Source organism: Alcanivorax jadensis T9 (assembly GCF_000756655.1).
GTDB lineage: Bacteria > Pseudomonadota > Gammaproteobacteria > Pseudomonadales > Alcanivoracaceae > Alcanivorax > Alcanivorax jadensis.
Map to the genome: position 1 here is coordinate 191,342 of NZ_ARXU01000005.1, position 24,644 is coordinate 215,985.

Consider the following 24,644-nt stretch of genomic DNA (forward strand, 5'->3'; position numbering starts at 1 on the left):
TGTAATGTTGTAGAGCGGGTCAATCCCGGTAACGCTTGGGCAGATCGCCGTAGGCATCCACCCGCCGGTCACGCAGATAGGGCCAGATGCGGCGTACGGACTCGCTGCGCTGCATGTCCACGTCGGCGAGCAGCACCTGCTCGCTGTCGCTGTCTGCCTGAGCCAGGAATTCGCCCTGGGGGCCGCAGACGAAACTGTTGCCCCAGAACTGGATGCCGCTCTCACCCACCGGGCTTTGTTCGAAACCGGTACGGTTGGCCACCAGTACTGGCAGGCCGTTGGCGATGCCGTGGGCGCGCTGGATGGTGATCCAGGCGCTGAGCTGGCGCTGTTTTTCCCCGTCATCGTCACTGGGGTCCCAACCGATGGCGGTGGGGTAGAGCAGCAGGTCGGCACCGGCCAGAGCCATAAGACGCGCCGCTTCCGGGTACCACTGATCCCAGCAGACCAGCAGGCCCAGTTTGCCGACACTGGTTTCGATAGGGCTGAAGCCGCTACGGCCATCGTTGAAATCTGCATCCCCCGGGGTGAAGTAGAACTTCTCGTAGAAGCCCGGATCATCGGGGATGTGCATCTTGCGATAGATCCCCGCCAGGCTGCCGTCCTTTTCCAGAACAACGGCGGTGTTGTGATAGAGGCCGGTGGCTCGCTTTTCGAACAGGCTGCCGACGATGACAATGTCCAGTTCTTTGGCCAGCGCTCCCAGCGTCTCGGTGCTGGGGCCGGGGATGGTTTCTGCCAGATCAAACACGGTGGTGTCTTCGGTCTGGCAGAAATACAGGCTGCGGTGCAATTCCTGCAGAAGTACCAGCTCGGCCCCCTTGTCAGCGGCCTCGCGAACCAATGCCAGGGAATGATCCAGGTTGGCTTGCAGATCACTGTGGTTTTTCTGCTGGATAACGGCCACGCGCATGAGTATCTCCTAAAAACCTTGTTCAGACCGCGCCACGGGGCAGTTGCATGGTGACACAATGCAGGCTGCCGTGTTGTTCGATCAATACCCGACAGTTTACCGGAGTCACCTGGCGGTCACCGGATACGCTCTGCAAGGCATCAATGGCCTGCTGATCCGTATCGCAGCCATAAATGGGCAGCAGGATTTTCTCATTGGTAATAAGGAAGTTGGCATAGGTGGCCGGCAGTCGCTCGCCTTCCCGGTTGAACTGCGGGGTGGGTAGGGGCAGGGGCACCAGTGTCAGATTGTGTTGCCGGGCCAGTGTCTGTAGCTCGTGCTCCATGGCGGCCAGGCTGGCGTAGTGGCTGTCGGCCTGGTTCCGGCATTGCACGTAGGCGATGGTGCGGGTATCCACGAAACGCGCCAGCGTGTCCACATGAGCGTCGGTGTCGTCGCCTTCCAGCTCGCCGTGATCCAGCCACCAGATATCGGTAACGCCCAGCTGTTCCTTGAGCAATGCGACCAGCTCTGCCTCGGACAGGTCCGGGTTGCGGTTGGGATTGCGCAGGCAATGGCGTGTGGTCAGCAGATTGCCTTGGCCGTCGGTGTCGATGGCGCCGCCTTCCAGCACCAGCGAGGGACTGTGCAGTGGCAGTTGCCAGGGCAGACGACGGTTCAGGGTATTGTCCTTGTCGGCGTCAAATTTGCCGCCCCAGCCGGTAAAGGTGTAATCCAGCAGCTCAACGTTACCGTTATCTTCCACAGCAATAGGGCCGAAATCCCGGGCCCAGGTATCGTTGTAGTCGGCAATGATCAGTTCAAGGCGCTCGGTATCCAGGCCGCGATCGGCGGCGAGGGTTTTGACCCGTTGTTCGCTGGCAGTATCACGGCATACCAGCCGCACCTGCTGATGATCCAGCAGGGCGGCGAGTAGATCCAGATAACAGTGTTCGGCGTCGGCCAGATGATTCACCCAATCGGTGTGGGTGTCGGGCCAGGCCAGCAGCACCCCCCACTGGGGGTGCCATTCAGGAAGAAGTCGGCGCATGCTCGGGAAGTCCGCTAGGAGGGGGCGATGCGCGCGAGTTTGCTACCGGCGTGCATCCCAGTCAATAGAGAAGCCGCCTTGCGATTCTTCCTCCACTTCCTCGACCTTTTGCTCGGCCTCGTCAGCCTGTTTTTCGGCATCAGCCACAGCATCAGCTGCTTGTTCTTCTAGCTGCTTGGCTTCGGCTTTTGCTGATTCAGCGGTCTCTTCTGCCTGTTGCTCCAGCTGTTGCTGCTTTTTGGCAGCAGCCTGCTCGGGAGTCACTTCGCCGGCGATGATGATGCGACCGGTAACCGGGTCAAAGCGGAATTCGCCATCGGCCGGGGTTTGCTCTTTGGATTGGGGCGCGGTGGCCGGTTCTGTTGGTTCTGTTACCGCCTCCGGTCCATCCTCTGTAACGTTGGCTTGTGGCTTGGGAGCTGGTTCGGGTTCTGGCGCCGGCTCAGGGGTCTGTTGCGGGGCTTCTGGTTCAGGGGCCTCGATGGTGGCAGGTTGTTGCTCGGCCGGGGCGTCTTGTTTCGTTTCCGCTCCAACAAAGCTGCCGCTCACCGGGTCGAACATGGGCGGCGCGGCGCTCTCCGGCGCTGCTTGCTGTTCTTGTTCGGTGTCGGCTGTGGTTTCTTCAATGGCAGGCAGCTGTTGGGTGCCGGACACCACATCCGGTGCGGCACTGGCCGGGCGATCGACCACAGTATGCAGGCTGATGCCGTTTTCGAAGTAGACGGTGAAGCCGTCGTAGTTCCAGCGGGTAATCGCCGGTGAACCCACCGGGCCCTGGACGGAGGCAGGTGAACCGAAGTCTGCCCGTACTTGCGCTTCTGGCATACCGCGTTGGGGAGTCTCTGCGGCCAGGGCTGTAACCGGCATGGCCAGCGCTGCCGAGGCTAGCAGCGTCATTATTGTTGTCTTCATTTTTTCCCCCGGCGAGATGTATTTTCTTTCGATATTAGAAAGTTACAGACGCTTATTCAACCATTTTGCTAGATCATGAGCGCGGACGCTGTTCACAAAGCAGAATTTGTAATGTAGCAGTTTTCCAGAGCCGTGGTATTTGTCTTTGGTTTCGGGTTAAATGCGCTGCATGTTTCGACCTCTATCCTTTTATGTGGGGCTGCGCTACACCGGCGCCCGCGCCCGCAACAGCTTTATTTCCGTGATTACGCTGATTTCCGCATTGGGTTTGATGCTGGGGGTTGCCGTACTGATCACGGTCCTTTCCGTTATGAATGGTTTTGACCGGGAATTGCAGACGCGCATTCTTGGCATGGTCACTCATTTGTCCGTGCAGGGGCGCGAGCCGGTCGAGGACTGGCAGGCGCTGGCCAATCGGCTGGGGCACCACGATGAGATTGAAGCCGTGGCGCCCTTTGTGGAACTGGAGGGTATGCTCAGCCATCGCGGCAATGTGGCGGGTGCCATGATCAATGGCATCGAGCCCCAGGCCGAGCGAAAGGTGTCCATCGTCGGCGACTTCATGGAGCAGGGCGAGCTGGAAAAGCTTGCCCCCGGCGAGTTTGGCATGGTGCTCGGCTATGGGCTGGCCCGTCGTCTCGGCGCCGAACTGGGGGACAAGGTTACCCTGGTACTGCCGGAAGCCACCATTTCCCCTGCCGGGGTGATGCCCCGTTTCAAGCGTTTCACCGTCACCGGGATATTCCGGGTGCGGGCGGAAGTGGATTCCCTATATGCCTACATCAATGTGCAGGACGCCGCCAAGCTGGCCCGCCAGGCGGGGACTGTACAGGGCGTGCGGCTGAAGCTTGATGACCTGTTCAGTGCCCCGGCCATGGGTTGGACGCTGCAGCAGGAACTGGGCCCCAATTACTACACCCGCGACTGGACCCGCAGCCACGGCAATTTGTTCCAGGCTATAAAGATGGAAAAAACCATGATGACGCTGTTGCTCAGCTTTATCGTGGCGGTGGCGGCGTTCAATATCATTTCCAGTCAGGTGATGCTGGTCACTGAAAAGCGCGGCAATATTGCGGTGCTGCGTACCCTGGGGGCTTCGCCGGGTACCATCATGCGGATTTTCATGGTGCAGGGCACCGTGATCGGCTTTGCCGGTACCTTGCTGGGAACCGGCCTTGGCGTGCTGCTGGCCACCAATGTCAGCAAGTTGGCTGAGTGGGTAGAGAAGACCTTCAATACCCGGCTTTTTGACGCCTACTTCGTTAACTATCTTCCTTCGGAGCTGCAGTGGTCGGATGTGATCACTATCGTCTCCATTGCCCTGGTGATCAGCTTTTCTGCCACCTTATACCCATCCTGGCGTGCCAGCCGGGTGCAACCGGCGGAGGCCCTGCGTTATGAATGATTCCCGCAACGCCACCGGCACCGGTATCGTGCTGCAAGCCGAAAAATTGGTGAAAAGTTACGACGAAGGGAACAACGAACTGGAAGTGCTCAGCGGTGTGGATCTGACCGTGACCCAGGGGGATATTCTGGCAATCATCGGCACCTCCGGCTCGGGCAAGTCCACCTTGCTGAATCTACTGGGAGGGCTGGATCGGGCAACCCGGGGCAGTGTTTCCATTGCTGGCAATGCGCTGGCGACCATGAGTGATCGTGATACCGGCAAGCTGCGCAACCGCTATCTGGGTTTCGTCTACCAGTTTCATCACCTGTTACCGGAATTCACTGCGTTGGAGAATGTGGCCATGCCACTGCTGATTCGCGGTGACAGTCCGGCAAGCTGCCAGGAGAAAGCGGCGGCTACTCTGAAGAAGGTAGGGCTGGAGCATCGTCTCAAGCACAAGCCGTCGGCACTGAGTGGCGGGGAGCGCCAACGAGTCGCTATTGCTCGGGCTCTGGTAACCGAGCCGGCCCTGGTGATGGCAGATGAGCCTACCGGCAATCTGGATGAACGTACCGCTGCCCATGTGCAGTCACTGATGCTGGAACTCAACGACACCCTGGGTACCGCTTTCATGATCGTTACCCACGATCGCGAATTTGCGTCACGCTGCCCGCAACAATACGAGTTACACGACGGGTTATTGCGGCGGCTCTGAGTCGTCGTCCTCTTTCGCTTCCTGTTCTTCCTGCTTGCGAGCTTCGCGTCGCAGCACCCTGGCGCGGCGGTGGGCACGCAGGTTCCAGCTGCGTACCACGGCCAGCCGCCAGGCCACTTTCACGGCGGCATAGGCGAGCCCGCCAAACACCACTGCGCATAGCGTTGACCCCAGCCATAGCGGCACCAGTTGCTCTACAAACCAGGCCACGGTAATGCCTTCGCCACTATGGTGCGGCATTCCCAGCATCCAGGCGCCAATCCGGTAGGTGAAATAGAAAATCGGTACATAGGTGACCGGATTGGAGATCCACACCAATACCACCGACAGTGGCAGGTTGCAGTGGAAGCGCACAGCGAGCAGAGCGGCCAGCCCCATCTGCAAGGGAATGGGTAGCAGGGCAGTAAAGACCCCGATAAAGGCGGCACCGGCCAGTGAGCGCCGGTTGATGTGCCACAGGTTCGGATCGGCCAATACCTCACCCAGAAAGCTCAGCGCTTTGTGTTCGCGCAGGCGATCCGGTTTTGGCAGGTATTTTCGGAAGATCCGTTTTGGCATGAACTCACGTCTGCAGACCGTGTCGGGAGAATCCCGTGAATGTCGTGTCGGTATCAGCTTAGGTGCCCGGCAGGCTGGGTACCACCCGACTTGTGTTATGCGTTGGGAGCCTCTTCAGAGGTTTCATGGCGCATGGCGGGCATGAAATAGCGTCAGAAACTTACCTGGCTGCACCCCGCGGGTGGCTATTATGCCCGGATCGGAAAAAAAGGCATACACCTACACGGGGCTTTGTGTCTCCTGGACATCATACAAAGACTGACCGTGAAGAAAGCGACTATTTTCCACGGGAGCAGGGATGCGATTGTGGTGCTTATCGGCGGCGCTGGCGGCAGCATGCTGGCTGGGCCTGTTGTGGCCGCTGCTGGTACTGGTGGTAGTAGCGGTTCTGGGTTGGCGGCGCGGGCGGCGTTGGCTGGTGTGGTTGCCGCTGTTGTGGTGTTACGGCGTTGTACAACTGAACAGTGGCGTGTCAGCAAGGCTGCCTGCTTCCCTGGAAGGGGAAACCCTGGTCATGCAAGGCAAGGTGGTGGGGTTGCCGGCCACGGTCAACGAGTTTCGTTTCGGTCGCTGGCGGTATCGCCAGACGCTGACGCTGGACGTTTGGGGCGCCACCCGCTGGCCCGGCATGCATCGTATCCGGGTCAACGCCTATGAACTGCCGGTGCAGGTGAAGGCAGATCAGCGACTGGCGCTGATGGTGAAGTTGAAGGCACCCCGTGGGGTCTACAATGCCACCGGCGTGGATGCGGCCCGGCGGGATCTGGCTGCGGGCATTGATGCCCGGGGTACCGTGCAGTCGTGGACGGTGCAGGGTGGTGACAAGGGACTGGATCGTTGGCGACAGTGGTTGTCGGACCTGGTGGCGGAACGGGTATCCGTGTCGCCAGCGGGTAGAGCGATCCTGCCGGCACTGGTGGTGGGCGACCGGTCGCGGTTGTCCAGCGAGCTGTGGCAGCAATTTCAGATCACTGGTGGCGCCCACCTGCTGGCCATTTCCGGCCTGCATATCGCCATTGTCGCCGGTTGGTTCTGGTGGTTGGGGCGCTGGCTGCTGGGGCCGATGATGCAGCGCCTGTTCCCAGTTTTAACCGTGTTTACGTTGCAGCAACTGGCCTGGGGGCCGGCACTGCTGGCAGCTCTGGGTTATGCCGCCCTGGCCGGGTTCAGTCTGCCAACAGTACGCGCCGTGATTATGCTGGCGGTGGTAGCGGTGGCGCAGTGTGCTCGCGTGTCAGTGCCATTGTGGAAGAGCCTCGGGGTGGCGCTGTTGATGGTGCTACTGCTGTTCCCTTTGTCGGCGCTTTCGGAAAGCCTGTGGTTGTCGTTCGGCGCAGTGGCTGCCATTGCCATGCTGGTGACCAGTCATGGTGCCCGCTGGTTACTGGTGCTGCTGCCGGTGATGATGGCCATGCTCGGTGCCATTCTGTTCCAGCAATGGTCGATCAGTGCGCCCTTGGCCAATCTGTTTCTGATCCCCTTGTATACCTGCATAGTGGTGCCGCTGGCCTTGCTGGGCAGCCTGTTGCAGCAGGGCTGGATTCTGCAGGGGGCGGCCACTGGCACGGAGTTGTCTGTGTGGCTCATGGCATCGCTGGCGTCCTCGACCAGTGGCTGGCGGTTGCCGTTGCCAACGGCAACCAGTGGGCTGTTTGCGATGCTGGCACTGGCTCTGCTGCTGATGCCGGCATTGCCGTTTCCTCGGCGGTTGCTGCCGATCCTGTTATTGCCCTGGTTGTGTCAACGAGCAGCGCCATTGTCTGAGGGTGATTGGGAGTTGGTGGCGTTTGATGTGGGGCAGGGGCTGGCGTTAGCGGTGCGCACCCGGGAACATCTGCTGATTTACGATAGCGGGCCGTCATGGCCTGGTGACAGCATGGCCCGGCGCATTATCCTGCCATGGCTGGCCCGTCAGGGGCTGACGCCCGACCGCATTATTATCAGCCACGGGGACAATGATCATGCCGGTGGCATGAAGGTGTTAGCCGGCATGGCACCAGTGTCCAGCGGTGAACCGCAACGTGTGCCGGGTAGCGAGGCGTGTCGTGCGGGGCAGCAGTGGGGCTGGGATGGCGTGACGTTTACGCTGCTGTGGCCCGGGCCGGAGGTGGTGCCGGGCAACGAGTCGAGTTGTGTGCTGCAGGTGTCCGGTGCCGGGAGCTCGTTGCTGATACCCGGTGATATCGGCAAGCAGAGTGAGTATCGATTGCTGGGTTCGCTGCCGCGTGCGGATTTGCTGGTGGTGGCACACCATGGCAGTAGCAGCAGTACCAGTGCGGCCCTGTTGAGACAGGTGCAGCCCGCCTATGCGCTGGTCAGTGCCGGTTATCGGAATCGTTTTCGTCATCCGCACCCGCAGGTGCTGCAACGGCTGGGCAATGCCGGGGTCACAGTTCTGCGCACCGATCGGGATGGCATGATTGTGTTTCGCTGGGGTGCCGCTGATAATGTGCCGCTTATAACAACATGGCGCCAATTTCGTGAAAGACCCTGGCACCGGCCAGCGGCCTGGCGTTTCTGGTAATGATTAACCTGAAGTCATGGCTTCAGGTTCAAATTAACCCGACGGCGCTCTGAAAACGACGCTGTGAGTGAGGGGAGAAGTTAAGGTGCAGGATCTTGTGCAGTCCGGGGGTTGGATGATGCTCCCGATCTTGATCTGTTCGGTGGTGGCTCTGGCCATTGTGGTGGAACGTTTCTGGACCCTGCGTCCGAGCAAGTTGGCGCCGGCGGATACCGTGCCGCAGGTGCAGACGCTACTCAAGCGGGGTCTGCTCAACGAGGGCAATCTGGTCAAGCTGCGTGACAGCTCGCCGCTGGGCCGCATTCTGGCTACCGGGTTGGCCAATGCCCGCCATGGCCGCGAGATCATGAAAGAAAGTATCCAGGAAAGCGCCACCATCGTGGTGCATGAACTGGAAAAGTTTCTCAGCACTCTCGGCTCCATCGCTGCCATCACGCCGCTGCTGGGCTTGCTGGGTACCGTGATCGGCATGATTGATGTTTTTGCCGCCATCATGATGCATGGCACTGGCGATGCGGCCCAGTTGGCCGGCGGTATTTCCCAGGCGCTGTTGACCACCGCTGCCGGTCTGGTGGTGGCGATTCCAGCCATTTTCTTCCACCGTTTCTTTGTGCGTCGCGTGGAAGAAATCACCATGGAACTGGAGCAAAGCGCTGTGCATGTGGTGGATCTGGTACACGGTGATCGTGAGGCGGACCCGGGGGGCAAGGCGTGAAGTTTCCCCGGCCCAGCCAGGAGGAAATCAGCGTTAACCTGACACCGCTTATTGATGTGGTGTTTCTGCTGCTGATTTTCTTCATGGTCTCTACCACGTTTGATGACAAGACCCAGTTGTCCATCACGCTGCCGGAGGCGGAAGCAGCGCCGTTGGCGCAGTCTTCGGACCAGGTTGAGGTGACGATTACGTCGACCGGCGATTATCTGGTCAACGGCGAAAAGCTGGCGGCCAGTGATAGCAAGACGCTACGCACCGCGCTGTTGAAACTGGGGCAGGAAAAAACCGACTTGCCGTTGCAAATCTATGCAGATGCCAATGTGGCCTATCAGTCGGTGGTTCGCGTTTATGACGTGGCCGGACAGCTGGGTTTTGTTAAGCTGTCGCTCACTACTCGCGAATCTCCCAACGAGGCACAATGAGTCAATCCTCTGTGGACGTGTGGCCGACCTACAAGCGGCTGCTCAGTTATGTTCGACCGTACTGGTTGATGCTGGTCATCAGTGTCATCGGTTACGCGCTGTACGCGGCGACTCAGGCCGGCGCTGCCCAGCTTGCCGGCTTCCTTGGTGAAACCATTGTCGAGCCCACGGAGACCCGGGTTTTGCTGGTATCCATCGCGCCATTGGTGCTGGTGATTTTTCAGGGCCTGGGCCAGTTCATGGGTAGCTACTCCATGAATTGGGTGGCGCAGCAGCTGGTGTATGTATTACGCAATGACGTGTTCGGCCATGTGTTGCGTTTGCCCCAGTCGGAATATCATCGCAATGCGTCCGGGCGCATCATGTCGAAAATAATTTTCGACGCCCAGCAGGTCACCAGTGCCGGTACCGATGCCATCATTGTGATCATCCGTGAAGGGCTTACGGTGATTGGGCTGACCTCCTTTCTGCTCTGGCAGAACTGGAAGCTGACTCTGATTCTGGTGGCCGTGGCGCCGTTGATTGCCTTGGTCGTGAATATTACCAGCAAGCGGTTTCGTAAGATCAGTCGTCGTATCCAGTCTTCCATGGCGAACATTACCCATTTTCTCGGCGAAGCCATCGAGGGCAGCGGGGAAGTGAAAATCTTTGGCGCCCAGGAGCAGGAAGCCGATCGGTTTCATGGCGTCAGCCGCAGCTTTGCCAAGCAGAATGTGAAGCTCAATGCCAGCAAGATTGCCAGCACGGTAATCGTGCAGCTGTTTGTGGCAGTGGGCATCGGTGCGATCACGTTTCTCTACATCAATCTGATGGGCGAAGATCTTTCCGTAGGTGGTTTTCTGTCCTATATCGCCGCTGCCGGCATGATTCAGAAGCCGCTCAAGCAGCTTACGGATGTGAACGTAAAAGTGCAGCGTGGGGTGACCGGTGCCTCCAGTCTTTTCGAGTTGCTGGATACTGAACAGGAAGAGGACGCCGGTACCTATGTGCTGCCAGCCAAGGCGCGGGGGGATATCGAATTTGACGGCGTCACCTATGGGTATGATCCGGCGCAGCCGGTTCTCAGGAATTTGAGTTTCTCTATCAAGTCCGGTGAAACCGTGGCGCTGGTCGGGCGGTCCGGGGCAGGGAAGAGCACCATCAGTGCCATGTTGCCTCGCTTCTTCGATCCGGATCAGGGGCGCATTCTGCTGGATGGCGTACCGCTGCCGGATATCCAGCTCACCGACCTGCGTCACCAGATTGCCATGGTCAGTCAGCGGGTAGTGCTGTTTAACGATACCGTGCGCAACAACATCGCTTATGGCGAGCTCCGTGGTGTGGATGATGCGGCGATTGAACAGGCGGCCCGTGACGCTCATGCCTGGCGCTTTATCGAGCAGCTGGAGCATGGCCTGGAAACCCGGCTGGGGCAGGACGGCGTACAGCTTTCCGGTGGCCAGCGCCAGCGTATCGCCATTGCCAGGGCATTGCTGAAAGACGCGCCGATCCTGATTCTGGATGAAGCCACCAGTGCCCTGGATACGGAATCCGAGCATCATATTCAGCAGGCGCTGGAGCAGGTCATGGTCGGGCGCACTACCCTGGTGATTGCCCACCGCCTGTCGACCATCGAGAAAGCCGACCGGATTCTGGTACTGGATCAGGGCCAGTTGATCGAGCAGGGGTCACATCAGGAACTGCTGAACAAGAATGGCCTTTATACCCAGCTGTATCGCATGGATTTTGCCGAGGAGTAAGTCGGCCATGGGCTCATTGAGCGAATGGATTCAACAGGGCTGGTATAAGGGTAGCCCGTGGCTGGTTCCACTACGGCCGCTCTCCATGCTGGTGTCCCTGGAGGCCAAGCGACGCCTGCAACGGTTTCGCAAGGAAAAGCCCTCGCCGCCGGTGCCGGTATTGGTGGTCGGCAATATTACCGTGGGCGGCACTGGCAAGACGCCGTTGGTGATTGCCCTGGTGCAGGCCGCCGTTGCCCGTGGCTTGAAGGTGGTGGTGGTGTCTCGGGGATTCGGCGGCAAGATCGATCACTATCCCCATCTGGTCACCGCGGACAGCAATGCACTGGAGGTAGGCGATGAGCCTGTGCTGATCGCCCGCCGCACCGGCGTTCCGGTGATTCTGGACCCGGATCGTCGCAATGCACTGGACGTGGCCATCCGCGATCACGCTCCGGATCTGGTGATCAGCGATGACGGTCTGCAACATTACGCCCTGCCGCGCAGCGCAGAAATTGTGGTGGTGGATGGTCAGCGTGGTCTGGGCAATGGCCGCTGCCTGCCGGAAGGCCCGCTGCGAGAGCCGGCGACCCGCCTCAAGGAAGTGGATTTCGTGGTCAGCACCGGAGGTGGCTGGAGTGGGGCGCACCCGATGATCATGCGCCCCGCAGACATCACCTCCCTGGCTACGGGCGAAACACTGGATCATCAGGCATTCTTGCGCGAGCACCCCCAGGTCCACGCGGTGGCCGGCATCGGCAACCCCAAGCGGTTTTTTAATCTGCTCAGCATTCTCGGCCTGAGCGCCACCCCCCATGTGTTCCCGGATCATCATGCTTTCCAGCCAGCGGATCTGGCGTTTGCCGATGGCCTCCCGGTGCTGATGACCGAAAAGGATGCGGTAAAATGCGCCCCCTTCGCCGAACCGCACTGGTGGTACCTGCCGGTGACGGCCAGTCTGCCGGAAGGGTTGCTGGAGCAGATGCTGGACCGGGCGCTGGGCAAGGATGCTGATCCTGTGGTGTGATTTATTACCACAGAGGTCACAGAGCACACAGAGAATACATGGTGCCGACATGAAGGGTCGTGGCGAGTTGCAACCTATGAAGTGGCGCGTTTTATTCTGATAATGATCTTTTACTCAGTGAACTCTGTGCCCTCTGTGGTAAATCAGCCTTATCTCCTGAAATTACGAAGAGGTTAAACGATGGGTTTTAGTGTGGTGGTGCCTGCCCGTTATGCATCGACTCGCTTGCCGGGCAAGCCGCTGGCGGATATCGCTGGCAAGCCCATGGTGGTGCGGGTGGCCGAGCGTTGTCAGCAAAGTCAGGCAGGGCAGGTCTATGTAGCCACCGATGATAGCCGTATTGCCGAGGCTCTGGTTGGGCAGGTACCGGTGGTCATGACCCGGGAGGATCACCCTTCCGGTACCGACCGTCTTCAGGAAGTGGCCGCCAAACTGGAATTGGCCGATGACGATATCATCGTCAATGTGCAGGGTGACGAGCCATTGATCCCGCCGTCGGTGATCAATCAGGTGGCCGCCAACCTGGCCGCCAATCCTTCCAGCCAGATGGCCACCTTGTGTGAGCCCATCGAAGACGCAGACCATCTGTTCAACCCCAATGTGGTGAAAGTAGTGTTTGATGATGATGGTCGGGCACTCTATTTTTCCCGGGCGCCGATTCCCTGGCATCGTGATGCCTTTGCCGACGGTAGCCGGGATATCAGTGGTGAGCGTTTTGCGAAAGGTGAATGGTGGAGACACATTGGTATCTACGCTTACCGGGTGTCATTTCTGCACCAGTATGTGCAATGGCCGCCAGCGAAACTGGAGCAGTTGGAGTCCCTGGAGCAGCTGCGGGCCATGGCCAATGGCGTAGCGATTCACGTGGCACCGGCCATTGAGGCGGTACCGGGCGGTGTGGACACTCAGGAAGACCTGGAGCGTTTGCGTACGCAACTGGGAGGGCAGGCATGACAGTGTCCGTGCTTTTTGTCTGCCTGGGTAATATCTGCCGCTCACCCACCGCCGAGGCGGTCTTTCGTGAGCGTGTGATTGCCGCCGGTCTGGAAGAGAAAATCTGTATCGACAGCGCCGGCACCGGAGACTGGCATATCGGCCGTGCCCCGGACCCGCGAACCCGGGAAGCGGCGGCCCGCCGGGGCTACCACTACCAGATGGATTCCTTGCGTGCTCGCCAGGTGGACCCGCAGGACTTCTACGAGTTTGACGTGGTGCTGGCCATGGACAATGCCAATCTGGCGGATCTGCAGGCCATGCAACCGGCAGATGTCACGGTCACGCTGGGGCGCTTTCTGGATTACGCCAGCGGTGCCTCCGTGAGCGAGGTGCCGGACCCTTATTACGGCGGTGAGGACGGCTTTGATCGTGTCCTGGATCTGATTGAAGGCGGTGCCGACGGTCTCCTGGATGCGCTGCGAGAGCGCCTATGAGTCTGCTCCAGCCGTCGTTAGTGGAAACCGATGCGGATCTGAGCGAACTCAATACCCTGCGTTTGCCCGCCCGTGCCCGACGACTGGCCAGGCCGGTCACCCTGGATGCCCTGGAACAGGTGCTGGCCGAGCGTGATCCGGCCGAGTCGTTGCAGGTGATCGGCGAGGGCAGCAATCTGGTGATCCACGGTGATTTACCCGGCCTCACCCTGTGTCCGGCCATGGATGGTATGGCCCTGGTGAAAGAGGATGCGGAGTTCGTCTGGGTTGCCGCCGGTGCCGGGGTGCACTGGGATGATCTGGTGGCCTGGACGGTCGAGCAGGGCTGGCAGGGGCTGGAAAACCTGTCGCTGATTCCCGGCACCGCCGGGGCAGCACCGTTCCAGAATATCGGTGCCTATGGAGTGGAGCTGTCCCAGGTGCTGGAGCAGGTTACCGTGATGGAAGTGGCCAGCGGCCGGGTAACGCACTTTGCTGCCGAAGAATGTGAATTCGCCTACCGGGACAGCCGCTTCAAAAGTCGCGACCGGGGCCGCTATGTAATTACCGGTATCGAGTTGCGCCTTAACAAGCTGCCGGCCTGTAATGTGAGTTATGGTCCCCTCAAGGATCACTTTGCGCACCTACCAGTCGAGGATGTGTTGCCGGCGGCGGTGCGTGAGCGGGTAATTGCCGTGCGCCAGAGCAAATTGCCCGACCCGGCGGTACTGGCCAATGCCGGCAGTTTCTTCAAGAACCCGGTGGTGAGTGTCGACAAGGCGGGACAACTGAAAAAGAGCTTCCCGGGCCTGGTGGGCTATGAGCAGCCCGAGGGCATCAAGCTGGCCGCTGGCTGGCTGATCGAACAGGCTGGCTGGAAAGGGCGCAGGCTGGGTCCCGTGGGCATGCATAGTGAGCAGGCCCTGGTGCTGGTTAACCACGGTGGTGGCACCAGTGAAGATGTGTTGGCACTGGCCTCTGCCGTGCGTCGGGATGTCTGGGAGCGTTTTGGTGTCAGCCTGGAGCAGGAGCCCATCCTGCTGCCGTAGAAGCGCGCAACTGAGCCGCTGTAGGAGCGTGCTTGCACGCGAAAAAGGAGCGGCTGCTGGCAGCCTCCTGCAACGGAACGCCGAATTTCTCCCCACTGTTACAGATTGCGTAGGGTGCACTGAGCCTAAGGCGAACTGCACCAATCCGGCGTTTGAATGGTGCAGTTCGCCTTAGGCTCAGTGCACCCTACGCAATCTGTAACAGTGGGGAGAAATTCGGCGTTTTGGGAGCAGCGCCCATAAAAAAGCCCCGCTAAAGAGCGGGGCTTTTTTATGGGCGAAGTATCAGCTTACCTCAGGATTCTGAGGAAGCGTCCTCTTCTGCGGCTTTGGCGGCGGCTGCCGCTTCTGCCTGTTGCTGCCGGCGGCGCTGGCGCGGGTCGTTGCTGGCCCGGCCCATCTCTGCGGCGGCGGGTTTGGCTTCGGCGCGTACCGCTTTCACCTCGGTGGCCCGGCTCGGTAGCTCATTGGCTTCCGGCTTGGGCGCCTCTTTCGGCTTTTCCGCTTCACGTGGGGCTGGCGCGGTGCGCTGGTAGCCCGGTTGACGCGGATCATTGCTGGCACGGACCGTGGCATCATCCTCGGCGGCGCTTTCTTCTGCCACCGGTTCGCTGGCGGTCGGCTTGTCTTCCACTTGAGCCGGAGCGGGAGCTTCTGCAGCGGGCGCCTCGGCGGGAGTTTCTGCCTTGGCCGTGTCCTGCGCTTGTGGCTCGGGTTGCTCAGTTGCTTCGGCTGTGGCCGCTTGCGGTGCAGCGGCGGGCTGCTCCGCTTTGGGCTCGGCGGCTTTCGGTGTTTCCGCCTGGGGAGCCTCAGCTTCCTGGGCCGGTTTTTCCTGGGCCGGTTTCTCTGCAGCAGGCGCTTGCGCTGCCGGTTTGTCGGCCTGTTCCTCGGGCGCTTCAGCTTGCGGTTCCGCTGGAGCCTGTACTTGTGGCTCTGCTTTTGCCTGCTGCTCGGGCTGCGGTTCTGCTTTCGGCGCTTGCGGCTTTTCTGCGACCGGAGCCGCGGCGGCAGGCTGCTCTGCTGTTTGCGCGCTGGAGTCTTTCTCTACCTTTTCGGCTTTGGCCGTTTCCTGAGCCTGTGCCGGCTTGGCAGCGCTTTGAGTCTCAGCTTTCTCGGTATTCTCAACCTTGGTAGCTGCCTGAGGCTGCTCACCAGCAGTCGGTTCCTGTGCTGGAACCAGCTTCGCCGGCGGATGGCCTTCGTTGTCCATCACCGTTGGCGGGGCAGGGGTACGGGCCGGCTGAGCCTGCTGGGGCTTCTGCTCGCCAGCGGGTTTGTCGCCATTGACTGCGGATTTTGCCGGACGCTGACGTTCGCGCAGCGGACGATCATCCTTGGCATCGTTGCGGCGGGACGCCTTGGGGCCCTTGCTGTCGCTGTTGCCTTCGGTGTTGTCCTGCTGCTGGGGCTTCTTGTTGCGTGGCTTGTTGCCGCCGTCGCTCTTGTCGCCCTTGTTGTCGTTGCGACCGTCATTGCGGCCTTCATTGTTGCGACCGTCGTTACGGTTGTCGCCGCCACGGTTGTCGTTGCGATTACGACGGTTGTCGTTACGGCCGCGACGTTCGTTGCGGTTGTCGTCCTTGTTGTCGCCGGAGCGGTCTGCAGAACGGTTGTCGCCACGATTGTCAGACTGGCGGTTGTCGCTCTTGCGATTGCCACCGTCCTTGTCGTTCTGGCGTTTGTTGCGCGGGTTGCGATTATCGTTATCGCCACCCTTGCCGCCGCTCTTGCCTGCATCCTGCTTGTTACGGTTGTCGTTACGGTTGCGGTTGTTGCCGCCGCGACCACCGCGGGTGTTCTGCTGGCGCGAGCTACCCTTGCCCTGGGGCTGGGGTTTCTTGGCCTTGGGCTGCTTGGGTTCGCTGGTAAAGATCTGCGCCAGCCAGGTGAAGAAACGGGCCAGGATGCCTAGATTTTCTGTAGGGGTAGCCGCGGGTGCCGGAGCCGGTTTCGGCGGCGGCGGGGCGGTGTCCGGTGCCATCAGTTTGACGGCCGGCTCCTGGGTCTTGATTTCGGTATCCTGGGCGGAGGCGATATCCGCATCCTTGTTCCCTTCCAGCAGTTCCAGTTCATGGCTGGGCTGGGCGATGGTCTGGTCATCACGAATCCGTTCCACCTCGAAATGCGGGGTTTCCAGATTCTGGTTGGGGATGATGACCACGCGAACATTGTGCGCATCTTCAATGGCGCGCAGGGGTTCGCGTTTCTCGTTAAGCAGGTAGGTGGCGACGGCCACCGGCACCTGGGCCTGGATCTCGCCGGTGCGCTCCTTCATCACCTCTTCTTCAATGAGGCGCAGGATGCTCAGAGCCAGGGATTTCACATCACGGATGTGGCCCTGACCGTTACAGCGCGGGCAAACAATGCTGGAGGTTTCCCCCAGGCTCGGGCGCAGCCGCTGACGGGACAGCTCGAGCAGACCGAAGCGGGAAATGCGGCCCAGCTGGATACGGGCGCGGTCGGCCTCCAGGGCATCGCGCATGCGATTTTCCACGTCCCGCTGGTTGCGGGCCGGACCCATGTCGATGAAGTCCACCACGATCAGGCCGCCGATATCACGCAACCGCAACTGGCGGGCGATTTCATCCGCTGCTTCCAGGTTGGTGTTCAGGGCGGTTTCCTCGATGTCCGCGCCTTTGGTGGCACGGGAGGAGTTGATGTCGATGGACACCAGCGCTTCGGTGGGATCGATAACAATGGAGCCACCGGAAGGCAGCTTCACTTCGCGCTCAAAGGCGGTCTCGATCTGGGACTCGATCTGGAAGCGAGAGAACAGCGGGGTTTCGTCGCTGTACAGTTTGATCTTGTGCTGGAAGTCCTGCATCACCTGCTGCACGAAGCCCTGGGCCTCGTCGTAGACTTTTTTGGAGTCGATCAGGACTTCGCCGATGTCCTTGCGCAGGTAGTCGCGGATAGCACGGATGATGACGTTGGATTCCTGATAGATCAGGAAGGGCGCCTTGCGATCCTTGGAGGCATCGTCGATGGAGTTCCACAACTTCAGCAGGTAGTTCAGGTCCCACTGCAGTTCCTCGGCGCTGCGTCCCAGGCCGGCGGTACGAACGATCACACCCATTTCATCGGGGATGGTCAACGCGCCCAGGGCTTCCTTGAGCTGCTGGCGTTCTTCACCCTCAATGCGACGGGAAATACCGCCGGCACGGGGGTTGTTGGGCATCAGTACCAGATAGCGGCCGGCCAGGCTGATGAAGGTGGTGAGGGCGGCGCCCTTGTTGCCACGTTCTTCCTTGGCCACCTGAATGATGACTTCCTGACCTTCCTTGATCACTTCCTTGATGTTGATGCGACCCTGGATGTCTTTCGGGTCTTTCTGGAAGTACTGACGGGAAATTTCCTTGAGGGGAAGAAAGCCGTGACGATCGGCGCCGAAATCTACAAACGCGGCTTCCAGGGACGGTTCCACCCGGGTGATCTTGCCTTTATAGATGTTGGCTTTTTTCTGTTCACGGGTTCTGTGTTCGATATCCAGGTCATACAGCCGTTGGCCGTCGACCAGTGCCACCCGAACCTCTTCAGGGTGAGTGGCGTTAATAAGCATACGTTTCATGGTGCTACCACAAGTTTGTGGTGGCATGAGGCAGGGCCGGAATGTAACCGGTAGCAGACCAGGGGGAGTGCTGGCAGGCTTGTCACGGGCAGGGCGCACGCGGGGCGTGTTTGATCGCTTTCCTGGGTGATTATAGTGCCTGAGTCAGCAGCTCTCCGAGTTGTGTGCAATGTTTAGTGCGTAATCGTACTGACAATAGGCCAGCCTGTAATGCTTCACGCGATTGCCGTGGTTAGTTGTCACACAGCAATGTGTAAACTCTTGTCTGTCTGTTTTCCAGGTCGTTTGACCGGCGCTGCAGCCACCATCGTTAATGTTCAGGGTCCGTCATCGGACGCTGTTTAAACGGGTTCATCTGCAGCGTTTGCCCACACTGCAATCTGCGAATGGGCGATAACGCTTTATTGTAGACCTGAGGCGGGCTCTGTCTTCTCGGCTATGCCGGAGCGGGCCAGACGGCGAATGTTCGCTGCGCGTCGCCGTCGCCTATATTCAGGTCGACGCTTGACTATAGCAGCAAAAGCCAAGAGAGATCAATCAGATAGGAACAGGGCAGTGGATAGTGAATAATTAACAATTAATAGTTAAAAGCTATAATCCATCATGGGTTTATAGTTTTATTGGGCGCGGTTTCGTTGCTTTCAGGTGGTTATGTGCGGCATTCATGCAGCTATTAATTATTCACTATTAACTATTCATTGCTCTTTTCTATAGAATCGCCGCCATGTCAGACGAGACCCCCGCAGCGAACCGTGTCAGCTTCGTGACCATTGACGAAGGCCGGCATGGTCAACGCCTGGACAATTTTCTCTTCACCCATCTGAAAGGGGTGCCCAAATCTCGTGTCTACCGGATCATTCGTTCCGGGGAAGTGCGGGTGAATAAAGGGCGCGCCCGCCAGACTACCCGGCTGGCCACTGGGGATGTGGTGCGTATTCCGCCGATCCGCACCAGCGAATCCGAGGCCCCGCCGGTGGTCAGCAGTGGGCTGACCGAGCGCCTCAGCCGGGCCTGTGTTTATGAGGATGATCAGCTCTTCATCTTCAACAAGCCCGCCGGCCTGGCGGTGCACGGTGGCAGCGGGGTGAGCCTGGGGCTGATTGAGGCCCTGAGGGTGATTCATCCGGCGGAAAAGGAAATGGAGCTGGTCCACCGGCTGGACCGGGATACCAGTGGACTGATCATGGTGGCCCGCAAGCGTGCCTTTCTGCGCAAGATGCAGCGTCTGATGCAGGCCGGTGAGGTAGAGAAGCGTTATTGGTTGCTCTGTCAGGGCTTCAAGGGCAAGGAGCGCACCATGGACGCGCCACTGCTGAAAATGCAGAACGGCAACGAGCGCATTGTCCGGGTGTCCCGGGAGGGCAAGGCGTCGGTCACCCATTTTCGCATGCTGGAGCGGCTGGCGGATGTGCAGCTGGTTGAGGCGACCCTGGAAACCGGTCGCACCCACCAGATTCGTGTGCACAGCCAGTTTGGCGGGTTCCCTTTGCTGGGGGACGATAAATACGGCACCGACAAGGGGGCTGCTTTACTCGCCAGCATCGGTCACAAGCGTTTGTGCCTTCATGCCCGCAACCTGGTCTTTCCCCATCCCAATAGCGGCAAGAAGGTGACCATCACCGCGCCGCTGGATGAGGATTTCGAGGCCATCCTGAAGACACTGCGAGGTGCCCGGTGAACTACGATCTGGTGATTTTTGACTGGGACGGCACGGTGATGGACTCCACCGGACGGATTGTCAGCTGCATGCAGCTGGCGGCGGTGGATCTGGGTCTCCCTTCACTGCCCGATGAAACCGTATGCGGCATTATCGGTCTGGGGTTGCCGGAGGCAATCGGCACGCTTTACCCGGTGCTGGACGCTGGAGCCATTGAGCGCATGCGCGAACGCTATGCCTTTCACTTTATTGCCGCTGAGGCTACACCCAGTGCTCTTTATCCCGGTGCCGAATCCCTGCTGACCGGGTTGCGGGAAGCAGGGATGAAGCTGGCAGTGGCCACGGGCAAGAGCCGCAAGGGCTTGCAACGGGTATGGGGCAACACCGGGCTCGATCGCTATTTTGATGCCTCCCGTTGTGCGGATGAGAGCCATTCCAAGCCGCACCCGGCCATGGTGCTGGAGTTGCTTCAGGAGATGGCAGTGTCGGCTCAAAGAGCGATTGTGGTGGGCGATACTACCTTTGATCTGGAGATGGCCAGAGCCGCCGGGGTTGACCGTGTGGCAGTCAGTTACGGCGCTCATCCGGTAGAGAAACTGTTGCCTTGTGAGCCTCTGGCTGTCATTGATAGATTGCATCATCTGCTGCCAGTGCTAGGGCTGGCAGCGACTGAACTGGTTACGGAGAATCTGTAAATGGAAAATCAGCCCCCTTCATCCCGTCCCGGGAACGAGCGTGAGTGGAAACTCATCGAGAAGCTGCTGGGTCAAGCCCAGGATGAGCACCGTAAATCCCGTCGCTGGGGGATTTTCTTCAAGATTCTGACGTTCGTTTACCTGTTCGTGCTGCTATTCATCATGCTGCCGGGCAAGGCCGGAGAAACCATGAAGGTCACTGAGGAGCATGTGGGCTTCGTGACGGTCTCCGGTGTGATCGCGCCGGATCAGGATGCCAGCGCGGATATGATTGTAAGCGGTCTGACGCGGGCTTTCGAAGCGGAGAATAGCAAGGCGATTGTTCTCAAGATCAATAGTCCGGGTGGTTCGCCGGTGCAGTCCAATCAGGTGTACAACGCCATTAAGCGCCTGCGCGCCGAATATCCCGAGAAAAAGGTTTATGCTGCCATCACCGATCTGGGGGCGTCCGGCGCCTACTATATCGCCTCCGCCGCTGATGAAATCTACGCGGACCCGGCCAGCATCGTGGGGTCCATTGGCGTGATCATGGCCGGCTTCGGTTTTGAGGAGGCAGCCGAGAAACTGGGTGTGGAACGTCGTGTGCTTACCGCCGGTGAAAACAAGGCGGTGATGGATCCCTTCTCCCCGATCAGCCCGGAAGACCGTAAACACATGCAGGTGATGCTGGATGAAATCCACCAGCAGTTTATTACGGCAGTAAAAAACGGTCGTGGTGATCGCCTGAAAGCGGACACCCATCCGGAAATCTTCTCTGGTCTATTCTGGACCGGCGAGAAGGCCATGGAGCTGGGCCTGGTGGATGGCCTGAAGAGCCCGGGTAATGTGGCCAGGGACATCGTCGGGCTGGAAGAGATGGTCAACTACAGCGTCAGTCGTTCGCCCTTTGAGGAATTTGTTCGCCGTTTCGGGGTGTCCATCGGGGAAGGCGTAGCCAACAAGCTGGGCCTGTCTGCAGCGCCGGCAATTCGCTGAAATGAAATGATAGCTACGAGCTACGAGCTACGAGCTACGAGCGACGAGCTACGAGCTACGAGCTACGAGCGACGAGCTACGAGCTACGAGCTACGAGCGACGAGCTACGAGCTACGAGCTACGAGCGACGAGCTACGAGCTACGAGCTACGAGCGACGAGCTACGAGCTACGAGCTACGAGCGACGAGCTACGAGCTACGAGCTACGAGCGACGAGCTACGAGCTACGAGCTACGAGCGACGAGCTACGAGCTACGAGCTACGAGCGACGAGCTACGAGCTACGAGCTACGAGCGACGAGCTACGAGCTACGAGCTACGAGCGACGAGCTACGAGCTACGAGCTACGAGCTACGAGCTACGAGCTACGAGCTACGAGCTACGAGCTACGAGCTACGAGCTACGCTGGTTGGATAGGGAAGGTCTGGAAAGTTCCGGGCCTTCGTGATTTCTTACGAAGCCGCTGTAGGAGCCGATGCTTGCATGGCGAACCGTGCGAAGCACGGATCGTCCGCAGGACGATCAAAGCTAGAAGCTAGAAGAGGCGGGTTCCGAAAAGCGGCATCGCTCCCGGAACCCGCGCTGCTGCCTTTATAGAGGCAGAGAGATCCCTTCCGCTGCCAGAAACTCTGTCAGCAGAATCAATGGCAGGCCCACCAGGGTGTTGGGGTCCCGGCCTTCCATGGCCTTGAACAGGACAATACCGAGCCCTTCAGATTTGAAGCTGCCGGCACAGTTGAGCGGCTGTTCCGCATCCACATAGCGTTCTATCTGCGCTGGACGCAGAGTGCGGAATTGCACATGGAAGGGGTCGCAGGCTACCTGGGTGCGTCCAGTGGCCGTATTGAGCAGGCACAGGCCGGTGAGGAAAGTCACCCGCTGGCCGCTGGCGGCGCTCAGCTGTTCGATGGCCTTTTCCCGGGTGCCGGGCTTGCCCAGTACCCGGTCGCCGATCACGGCCACCTGGTCAGAGCCGATGATCAGGGTGTCCGGGTGTGACCCGGCCAGAGCGCCGGCTTTTTCCCTGGCCAGACGCATTACCAGGGCCACCGGGGATTCGTCCGCCAGGGGGGATTCATCGATATCCGGACTCTGATGGATAAAATCCAGCCCCAGCTTGTCCAACAACTGGCGACGGAAGGGCGAGGACGAGGCAAGTAACAGGGCAGGGGTGTCAGTCATGATTATCTCCGCTTCTGGCGCGGCAGAGTGTAGTGATTTTCCCTTGATGGAAGAAGGGTTGAGGGCAGATAAAGCCGTCAAAATGAGCGGGTTCGGCCTGATTTATGCACTCAGCCCGGTAATCTTTTTCCCGGATACGAAAAACTCTTTTGCTGTCAGCGATTTAGCTGGCCACATTAACTTTGACAGGCGGGCCTTGCGGGCCTAGAATTGCGCGCTTATGTTTTCAGGGCAACTGCCACAGTTCCTCGATCCCCGCAAATATGCGGATCAGGGTCGCGTCGTTGAGGGCCGGCTTACCGTTAGTGACCTGCCACGCCTGCAGGATTACCGCGAAAGTCTGGACCAGCCAGTAGTAATTTCGCTGGCGTTCGGTCGTGATGAAGAGGGGCATCGGCGTATCGAGGGCGAGGTCAGCACGCAATTGGTGCTGCCGTGTCAGCGCTGCCTGGAGCCAGTAGTTTGTGATGTGCACGCGACCATTGATGTGGCGCTGGTACGGAACGAGGATCAGGCGAAAGCCTTGCCGCAGCGACTGGATCCCTGGCTAGTGGGTGATGACCCCATGGTACTCACCGACCTGCTTGAAGAAGAGCTGTTGCTGGCCATGCCGTTGGTGGCACTGCATGACTCTTGCCCGACAGTTTTACCGCACGAAAGCGGTAAACCTGAGAAACAGGAAAACGCGGATAACCCTTTTGCCGTTCTGGCCAAATTAAAAGGTCAAGGCAAGTAAATTCAGGCTGAATAAACGCCCGAGGAGTTCGAAATGGCTGTTCAGAAGAACCGTAAAACCCGTTCCAAGCGCGGCATGCGCCGTTCTCACGACGCGCTGACTTCTGCCGCGCTGACCGAAGATACCAACACCGGTGAAGTTCACCGTCGTCACCACATTTCCCCTGATGGCATGTACCGTGGCCGCCAGGTGATTCGTCAGGTCGAGACCGACGACGAATAAGTGACGCGGGAGCCTCGGGCTCCCGTTTTGCTGTGTGCCTGTATAGGCACCCTGAAAATCCTCCTCCGGGAGGATTTTTTGTAAGTGGATGATAGCCACCATGTTTCCATGGGCGGAAATTTGTCAGAATAGCCGCCGCTGAATTGATAACAAGGAAACAGCCCATGTCGGTTGTGACGTTGGCGGTGGATGCCATGGGGGGAGATCACGGTCTTGCCGTGACAGTGCCCGCTGTGGCAACAATGCTTTCCCGCCAGGAACACCTGCACATTATTCTCGTCGGCCAGCCCGAACCGCTGGCGGACGCCATCACCAAGGCTGGCCTCGATGGCCATGCCCGCATCACGGTCCAGCCCGCCAGCGAACTGGTGGCCATGGATGACTCGGTGGCCGTGGCCCTGCGCCAGAAGAAAGATTCCTCCATGCGGGTGGCCATCAATATGGTCAAGGAAGGGCGCGCCCAGGCAGCGGTCAGTGCCGGTAATACCGGTGCCCTGATGGCGGTGAGCCGCTTCGTGCTCAAGACCCTGCCCGGGGTGGATCGTCCTGCCATCTGTACCGCCATTCCCACCGTGTCCGGCCACTGCCATATGCTGGACCTGGGCGCCAATGTGGATTCCGAACCCGAACACCTGTTGCAGTTTGCCCTGATGGGGCAGGCGCTGGTCAATGCGGTGGATGGCGTGCGCCACCCCCGGGTGGCCCTGCTCAACATCGGTGAGGAAGACATCAAGGGCAATGAGCAGATCAAGGAGGCCGCCGGCCTGCTGCGTGATGCACCGAACATTAACTACGCCGGCTTTATCGAGGGTGACGGTATCTTTGCCGGTGAAGCGGATGTGGTGGTCTGCGATGGTTTCGTGGGCAATGTGTCCCTGAAGACCATGGAAGGCGTGGCCAAGATGCTCAAGAACATGATCCGTGAAGAGGCAGAGCGTTCCTGGCTGCGGAAACTGTCCGCCTTGCTGGCCCTGCCGGTGTTTCGTGGTCTGAAGTCGCGCATGGATCCGGACCGATACAACGGTGCCAGCCTGGTTGGCCTGCGCGGTGTGGTGGTGAAAAGCCATGGTGGCACCACGGTGGAAGGCTTCGCCAGTGCCCTGGAAGTGGCCGAACTGGAAGCCCGCCGCAATGTGCCGGCACTGATCCGCGATGCCCTGGCACCAGTGGTCAATAGCGCGGACGCCTGAAACAGTACATTAATACTTTGTTGCAGGGTGAGCCGGACAGCC

General features: G+C 59.5%; 23 protein-coding genes. 17 read left to right on the forward strand and 6 right to left on the reverse strand.

Annotated elements, in window-relative coordinates:
• Positions 1–19: 19 nt before the first annotated feature.
• From T9A_RS09000 to T9A_RS09010, 3 genes are read right to left on the reverse strand one after another with little or no spacing between them, the layout of a single operon-like run.
• Positions 20–913 carry a carbon-nitrogen hydrolase gene (locus tag T9A_RS09000; RefSeq protein ID WP_035247280.1) on the reverse strand — a complete coding sequence of 298 codons (894 nt, stop codon included), beginning with the start codon at positions 911–913 and terminating at the stop codon, positions 20–22.
• Positions 914–935: 22 nt separating this feature from the next.
• A complete protein-coding gene (locus tag T9A_RS09005; protein ID WP_035247283.1) occupies positions 936–1,943 on the reverse strand; it encodes an agmatine deiminase family protein in 1,008 nt (335 codons plus the stop codon).
• Between the two features lie 42 nt (positions 1,944–1,985).
• Positions 1,986–2,855, reverse strand: coding sequence for a hypothetical protein (locus T9A_RS09010; protein WP_035247285.1), 870 nt, complete (start codon positions 2,853–2,855; stop codon positions 1,986–1,988).
• Between the two features lie 169 nt (positions 2,856–3,024).
• Here T9A_RS09010 and T9A_RS09015 point away from each other — a divergent pair, with 169 nt between their 5' ends.
• Complete coding sequence (locus T9A_RS09015) at positions 3,025–4,260, forward strand: lipoprotein-releasing ABC transporter permease subunit (RefSeq protein ID WP_035247288.1); 1,236 nt, start codon at positions 3,025–3,027, stop codon at positions 4,258–4,260.
• Complete coding sequence (gene lolD, locus T9A_RS09020) at positions 4,253–4,957, forward strand: lipoprotein-releasing ABC transporter ATP-binding protein LolD (protein ID WP_035247290.1); 705 nt, start codon at positions 4,253–4,255, stop codon at positions 4,955–4,957. The genes T9A_RS09015 and lolD overlap by 8 nt, the downstream gene beginning before the upstream one ends.
• Here lolD and T9A_RS09025 read toward each other — a convergent pair.
• Entirely contained in the window at positions 4,940–5,515 is a 576-nt protein-coding gene (locus T9A_RS09025) for a DUF2062 domain-containing protein (RefSeq protein ID WP_035247293.1), read from the reverse strand. The genes lolD and T9A_RS09025 overlap by 18 nt on opposite strands.
• A 298-nt stretch (positions 5,516–5,813) precedes the next feature.
• Between T9A_RS09025 and T9A_RS09030 the strand changes: the two genes are divergently transcribed.
• The 8 genes from T9A_RS09030 to murB all read left to right on the forward strand — a co-directional run bounded on the left by T9A_RS09030 (position 5,814) and on the right by murB (position 14,379).
• Positions 5,814–8,039, forward strand: a complete 2,226-nt coding sequence (locus tag T9A_RS09030; protein ID WP_035247295.1) for a DNA internalization-related competence protein ComEC/Rec2 — start codon at positions 5,814–5,816, stop codon at positions 8,037–8,039.
• Between the two features lie 85 nt (positions 8,040–8,124).
• Positions 8,125–8,754: a MotA/TolQ/ExbB proton channel family protein gene (locus T9A_RS09035; RefSeq protein ID WP_035247298.1), complete on the forward strand. Its 630-nt coding sequence runs from the start codon at positions 8,125–8,127 to the stop codon at positions 8,752–8,754.
• Complete coding sequence (locus T9A_RS09040; RefSeq protein ID WP_035247299.1) at positions 8,751–9,176, forward strand: ExbD/TolR family protein; 426 nt, start codon at positions 8,751–8,753, stop codon at positions 9,174–9,176. Before T9A_RS09035 ends, T9A_RS09040 begins: the two co-directional genes overlap by 4 nt.
• Positions 9,173–10,915 carry a lipid A export permease/ATP-binding protein MsbA gene (gene msbA, locus T9A_RS09045; protein WP_035247301.1) on the forward strand — a complete coding sequence of 581 codons (1,743 nt, stop codon included), beginning with the start codon at positions 9,173–9,175 and terminating at the stop codon, positions 10,913–10,915. Before T9A_RS09040 ends, msbA begins: the two co-directional genes overlap by 4 nt.
• A gap of 7 nt (positions 10,916–10,922) precedes the next feature.
• Positions 10,923–11,921 carry a tetraacyldisaccharide 4'-kinase gene (gene lpxK / locus T9A_RS09050; protein ID WP_035247303.1) on the forward strand — a complete coding sequence of 333 codons (999 nt, stop codon included), beginning with the start codon at positions 10,923–10,925 and terminating at the stop codon, positions 11,919–11,921.
• 180 nt (positions 11,922–12,101) lie between these two features.
• Positions 12,102–12,875 carry a 3-deoxy-manno-octulosonate cytidylyltransferase gene (gene kdsB / locus T9A_RS09055; protein WP_035247304.1) on the forward strand — a complete coding sequence of 258 codons (774 nt, stop codon included), beginning with the start codon at positions 12,102–12,104 and terminating at the stop codon, positions 12,873–12,875.
• A complete protein-coding gene (locus tag T9A_RS09060) occupies positions 12,872–13,351 on the forward strand; it encodes a low molecular weight protein-tyrosine-phosphatase (protein ID WP_198030648.1) in 480 nt (159 codons plus the stop codon). Before kdsB ends, T9A_RS09060 begins: the two co-directional genes overlap by 4 nt.
• Positions 13,348–14,379 carry a UDP-N-acetylmuramate dehydrogenase gene (gene murB, locus T9A_RS09065; protein WP_035247307.1) on the forward strand — a complete coding sequence of 344 codons (1,032 nt, stop codon included), beginning with the start codon at positions 13,348–13,350 and terminating at the stop codon, positions 14,377–14,379. The genes T9A_RS09060 and murB overlap by 4 nt, the downstream gene beginning before the upstream one ends.
• Before the next feature lie 295 nt (positions 14,380–14,674).
• Here the strand turns inward: murB and rne are convergent, their stop codons facing one another.
• A complete protein-coding gene (gene rne, locus T9A_RS09070) occupies positions 14,675–17,947 on the reverse strand; it encodes a ribonuclease E (protein ID WP_198030649.1) in 3,273 nt (1,090 codons plus the stop codon).
• Positions 17,948–18,671: 724 nt separating this feature from the next.
• Between rne and T9A_RS09075 the strand changes: the two genes are divergently transcribed.
• The 3 genes from T9A_RS09075 to sppA are packed head-to-tail and all read left to right on the forward strand — an operon-like array spanning position 18,672 to position 21,274.
• On the forward strand, positions 18,672–19,625 hold the full coding sequence (locus T9A_RS09075; RefSeq protein WP_035247311.1) for an RluA family pseudouridine synthase: 954 nt from the start codon (positions 18,672–18,674) through the stop codon (positions 19,623–19,625).
• On the forward strand, positions 19,622–20,299 hold the full coding sequence (locus T9A_RS09080; protein ID WP_035247314.1) for an HAD-IA family hydrolase: 678 nt from the start codon (positions 19,622–19,624) through the stop codon (positions 20,297–20,299). Before T9A_RS09075 ends, T9A_RS09080 begins: the two co-directional genes overlap by 4 nt.
• A complete protein-coding gene (gene sppA, locus T9A_RS09085; RefSeq protein ID WP_035247316.1) occupies positions 20,300–21,274 on the forward strand; it encodes a signal peptide peptidase SppA in 975 nt (324 codons plus the stop codon).
• Between the two features lie 589 nt (positions 21,275–21,863).
• On the opposite strand, the gene T9A_RS09090 is transcribed toward sppA, so the two are convergent.
• The gene (locus tag T9A_RS09090) at positions 21,864–22,454 is read right to left on the reverse strand and encodes a Maf family protein (protein ID WP_035247319.1); all 591 of its coding nucleotides are present in this window, start codon (positions 22,452–22,454) and stop codon (positions 21,864–21,866) included.
• On the opposite strand from T9A_RS09090, the gene T9A_RS09095 reads away from it, so the two are divergent.
• The 4 genes from T9A_RS09095 to plsX all read left to right on the forward strand — a co-directional run bounded on the left by T9A_RS09095 (position 22,453) and on the right by plsX (position 24,602).
• Positions 22,453–22,662, forward strand: coding sequence for a hypothetical protein (locus T9A_RS09095; RefSeq protein ID WP_035247322.1), 210 nt, complete (start codon positions 22,453–22,455; stop codon positions 22,660–22,662). The two genes, T9A_RS09090 and T9A_RS09095, sit on opposite strands and share 2 nt — an antisense overlap.
• 12 nt (positions 22,663–22,674) lie before the next feature.
• Entirely contained in the window at positions 22,675–23,190 is a 516-nt protein-coding gene (locus T9A_RS09100) for a YceD family protein (RefSeq protein ID WP_035247324.1), read from the forward strand.
• Between the two features lie 33 nt (positions 23,191–23,223).
• On the forward strand, positions 23,224–23,412 hold the full coding sequence (gene rpmF / locus T9A_RS09105) for a 50S ribosomal protein L32 (RefSeq protein ID WP_035247326.1): 189 nt from the start codon (positions 23,224–23,226) through the stop codon (positions 23,410–23,412).
• A gap of 164 nt (positions 23,413–23,576) precedes the next feature.
• Positions 23,577–24,602 (forward strand): phosphate acyltransferase PlsX, encoded by a 1,026-nt coding sequence (gene plsX, locus T9A_RS09110; protein ID WP_035247329.1) that lies wholly within the window; start codon positions 23,577–23,579, stop codon positions 24,600–24,602.
• Positions 24,603–24,644: the final 42 nt, after the last annotated feature.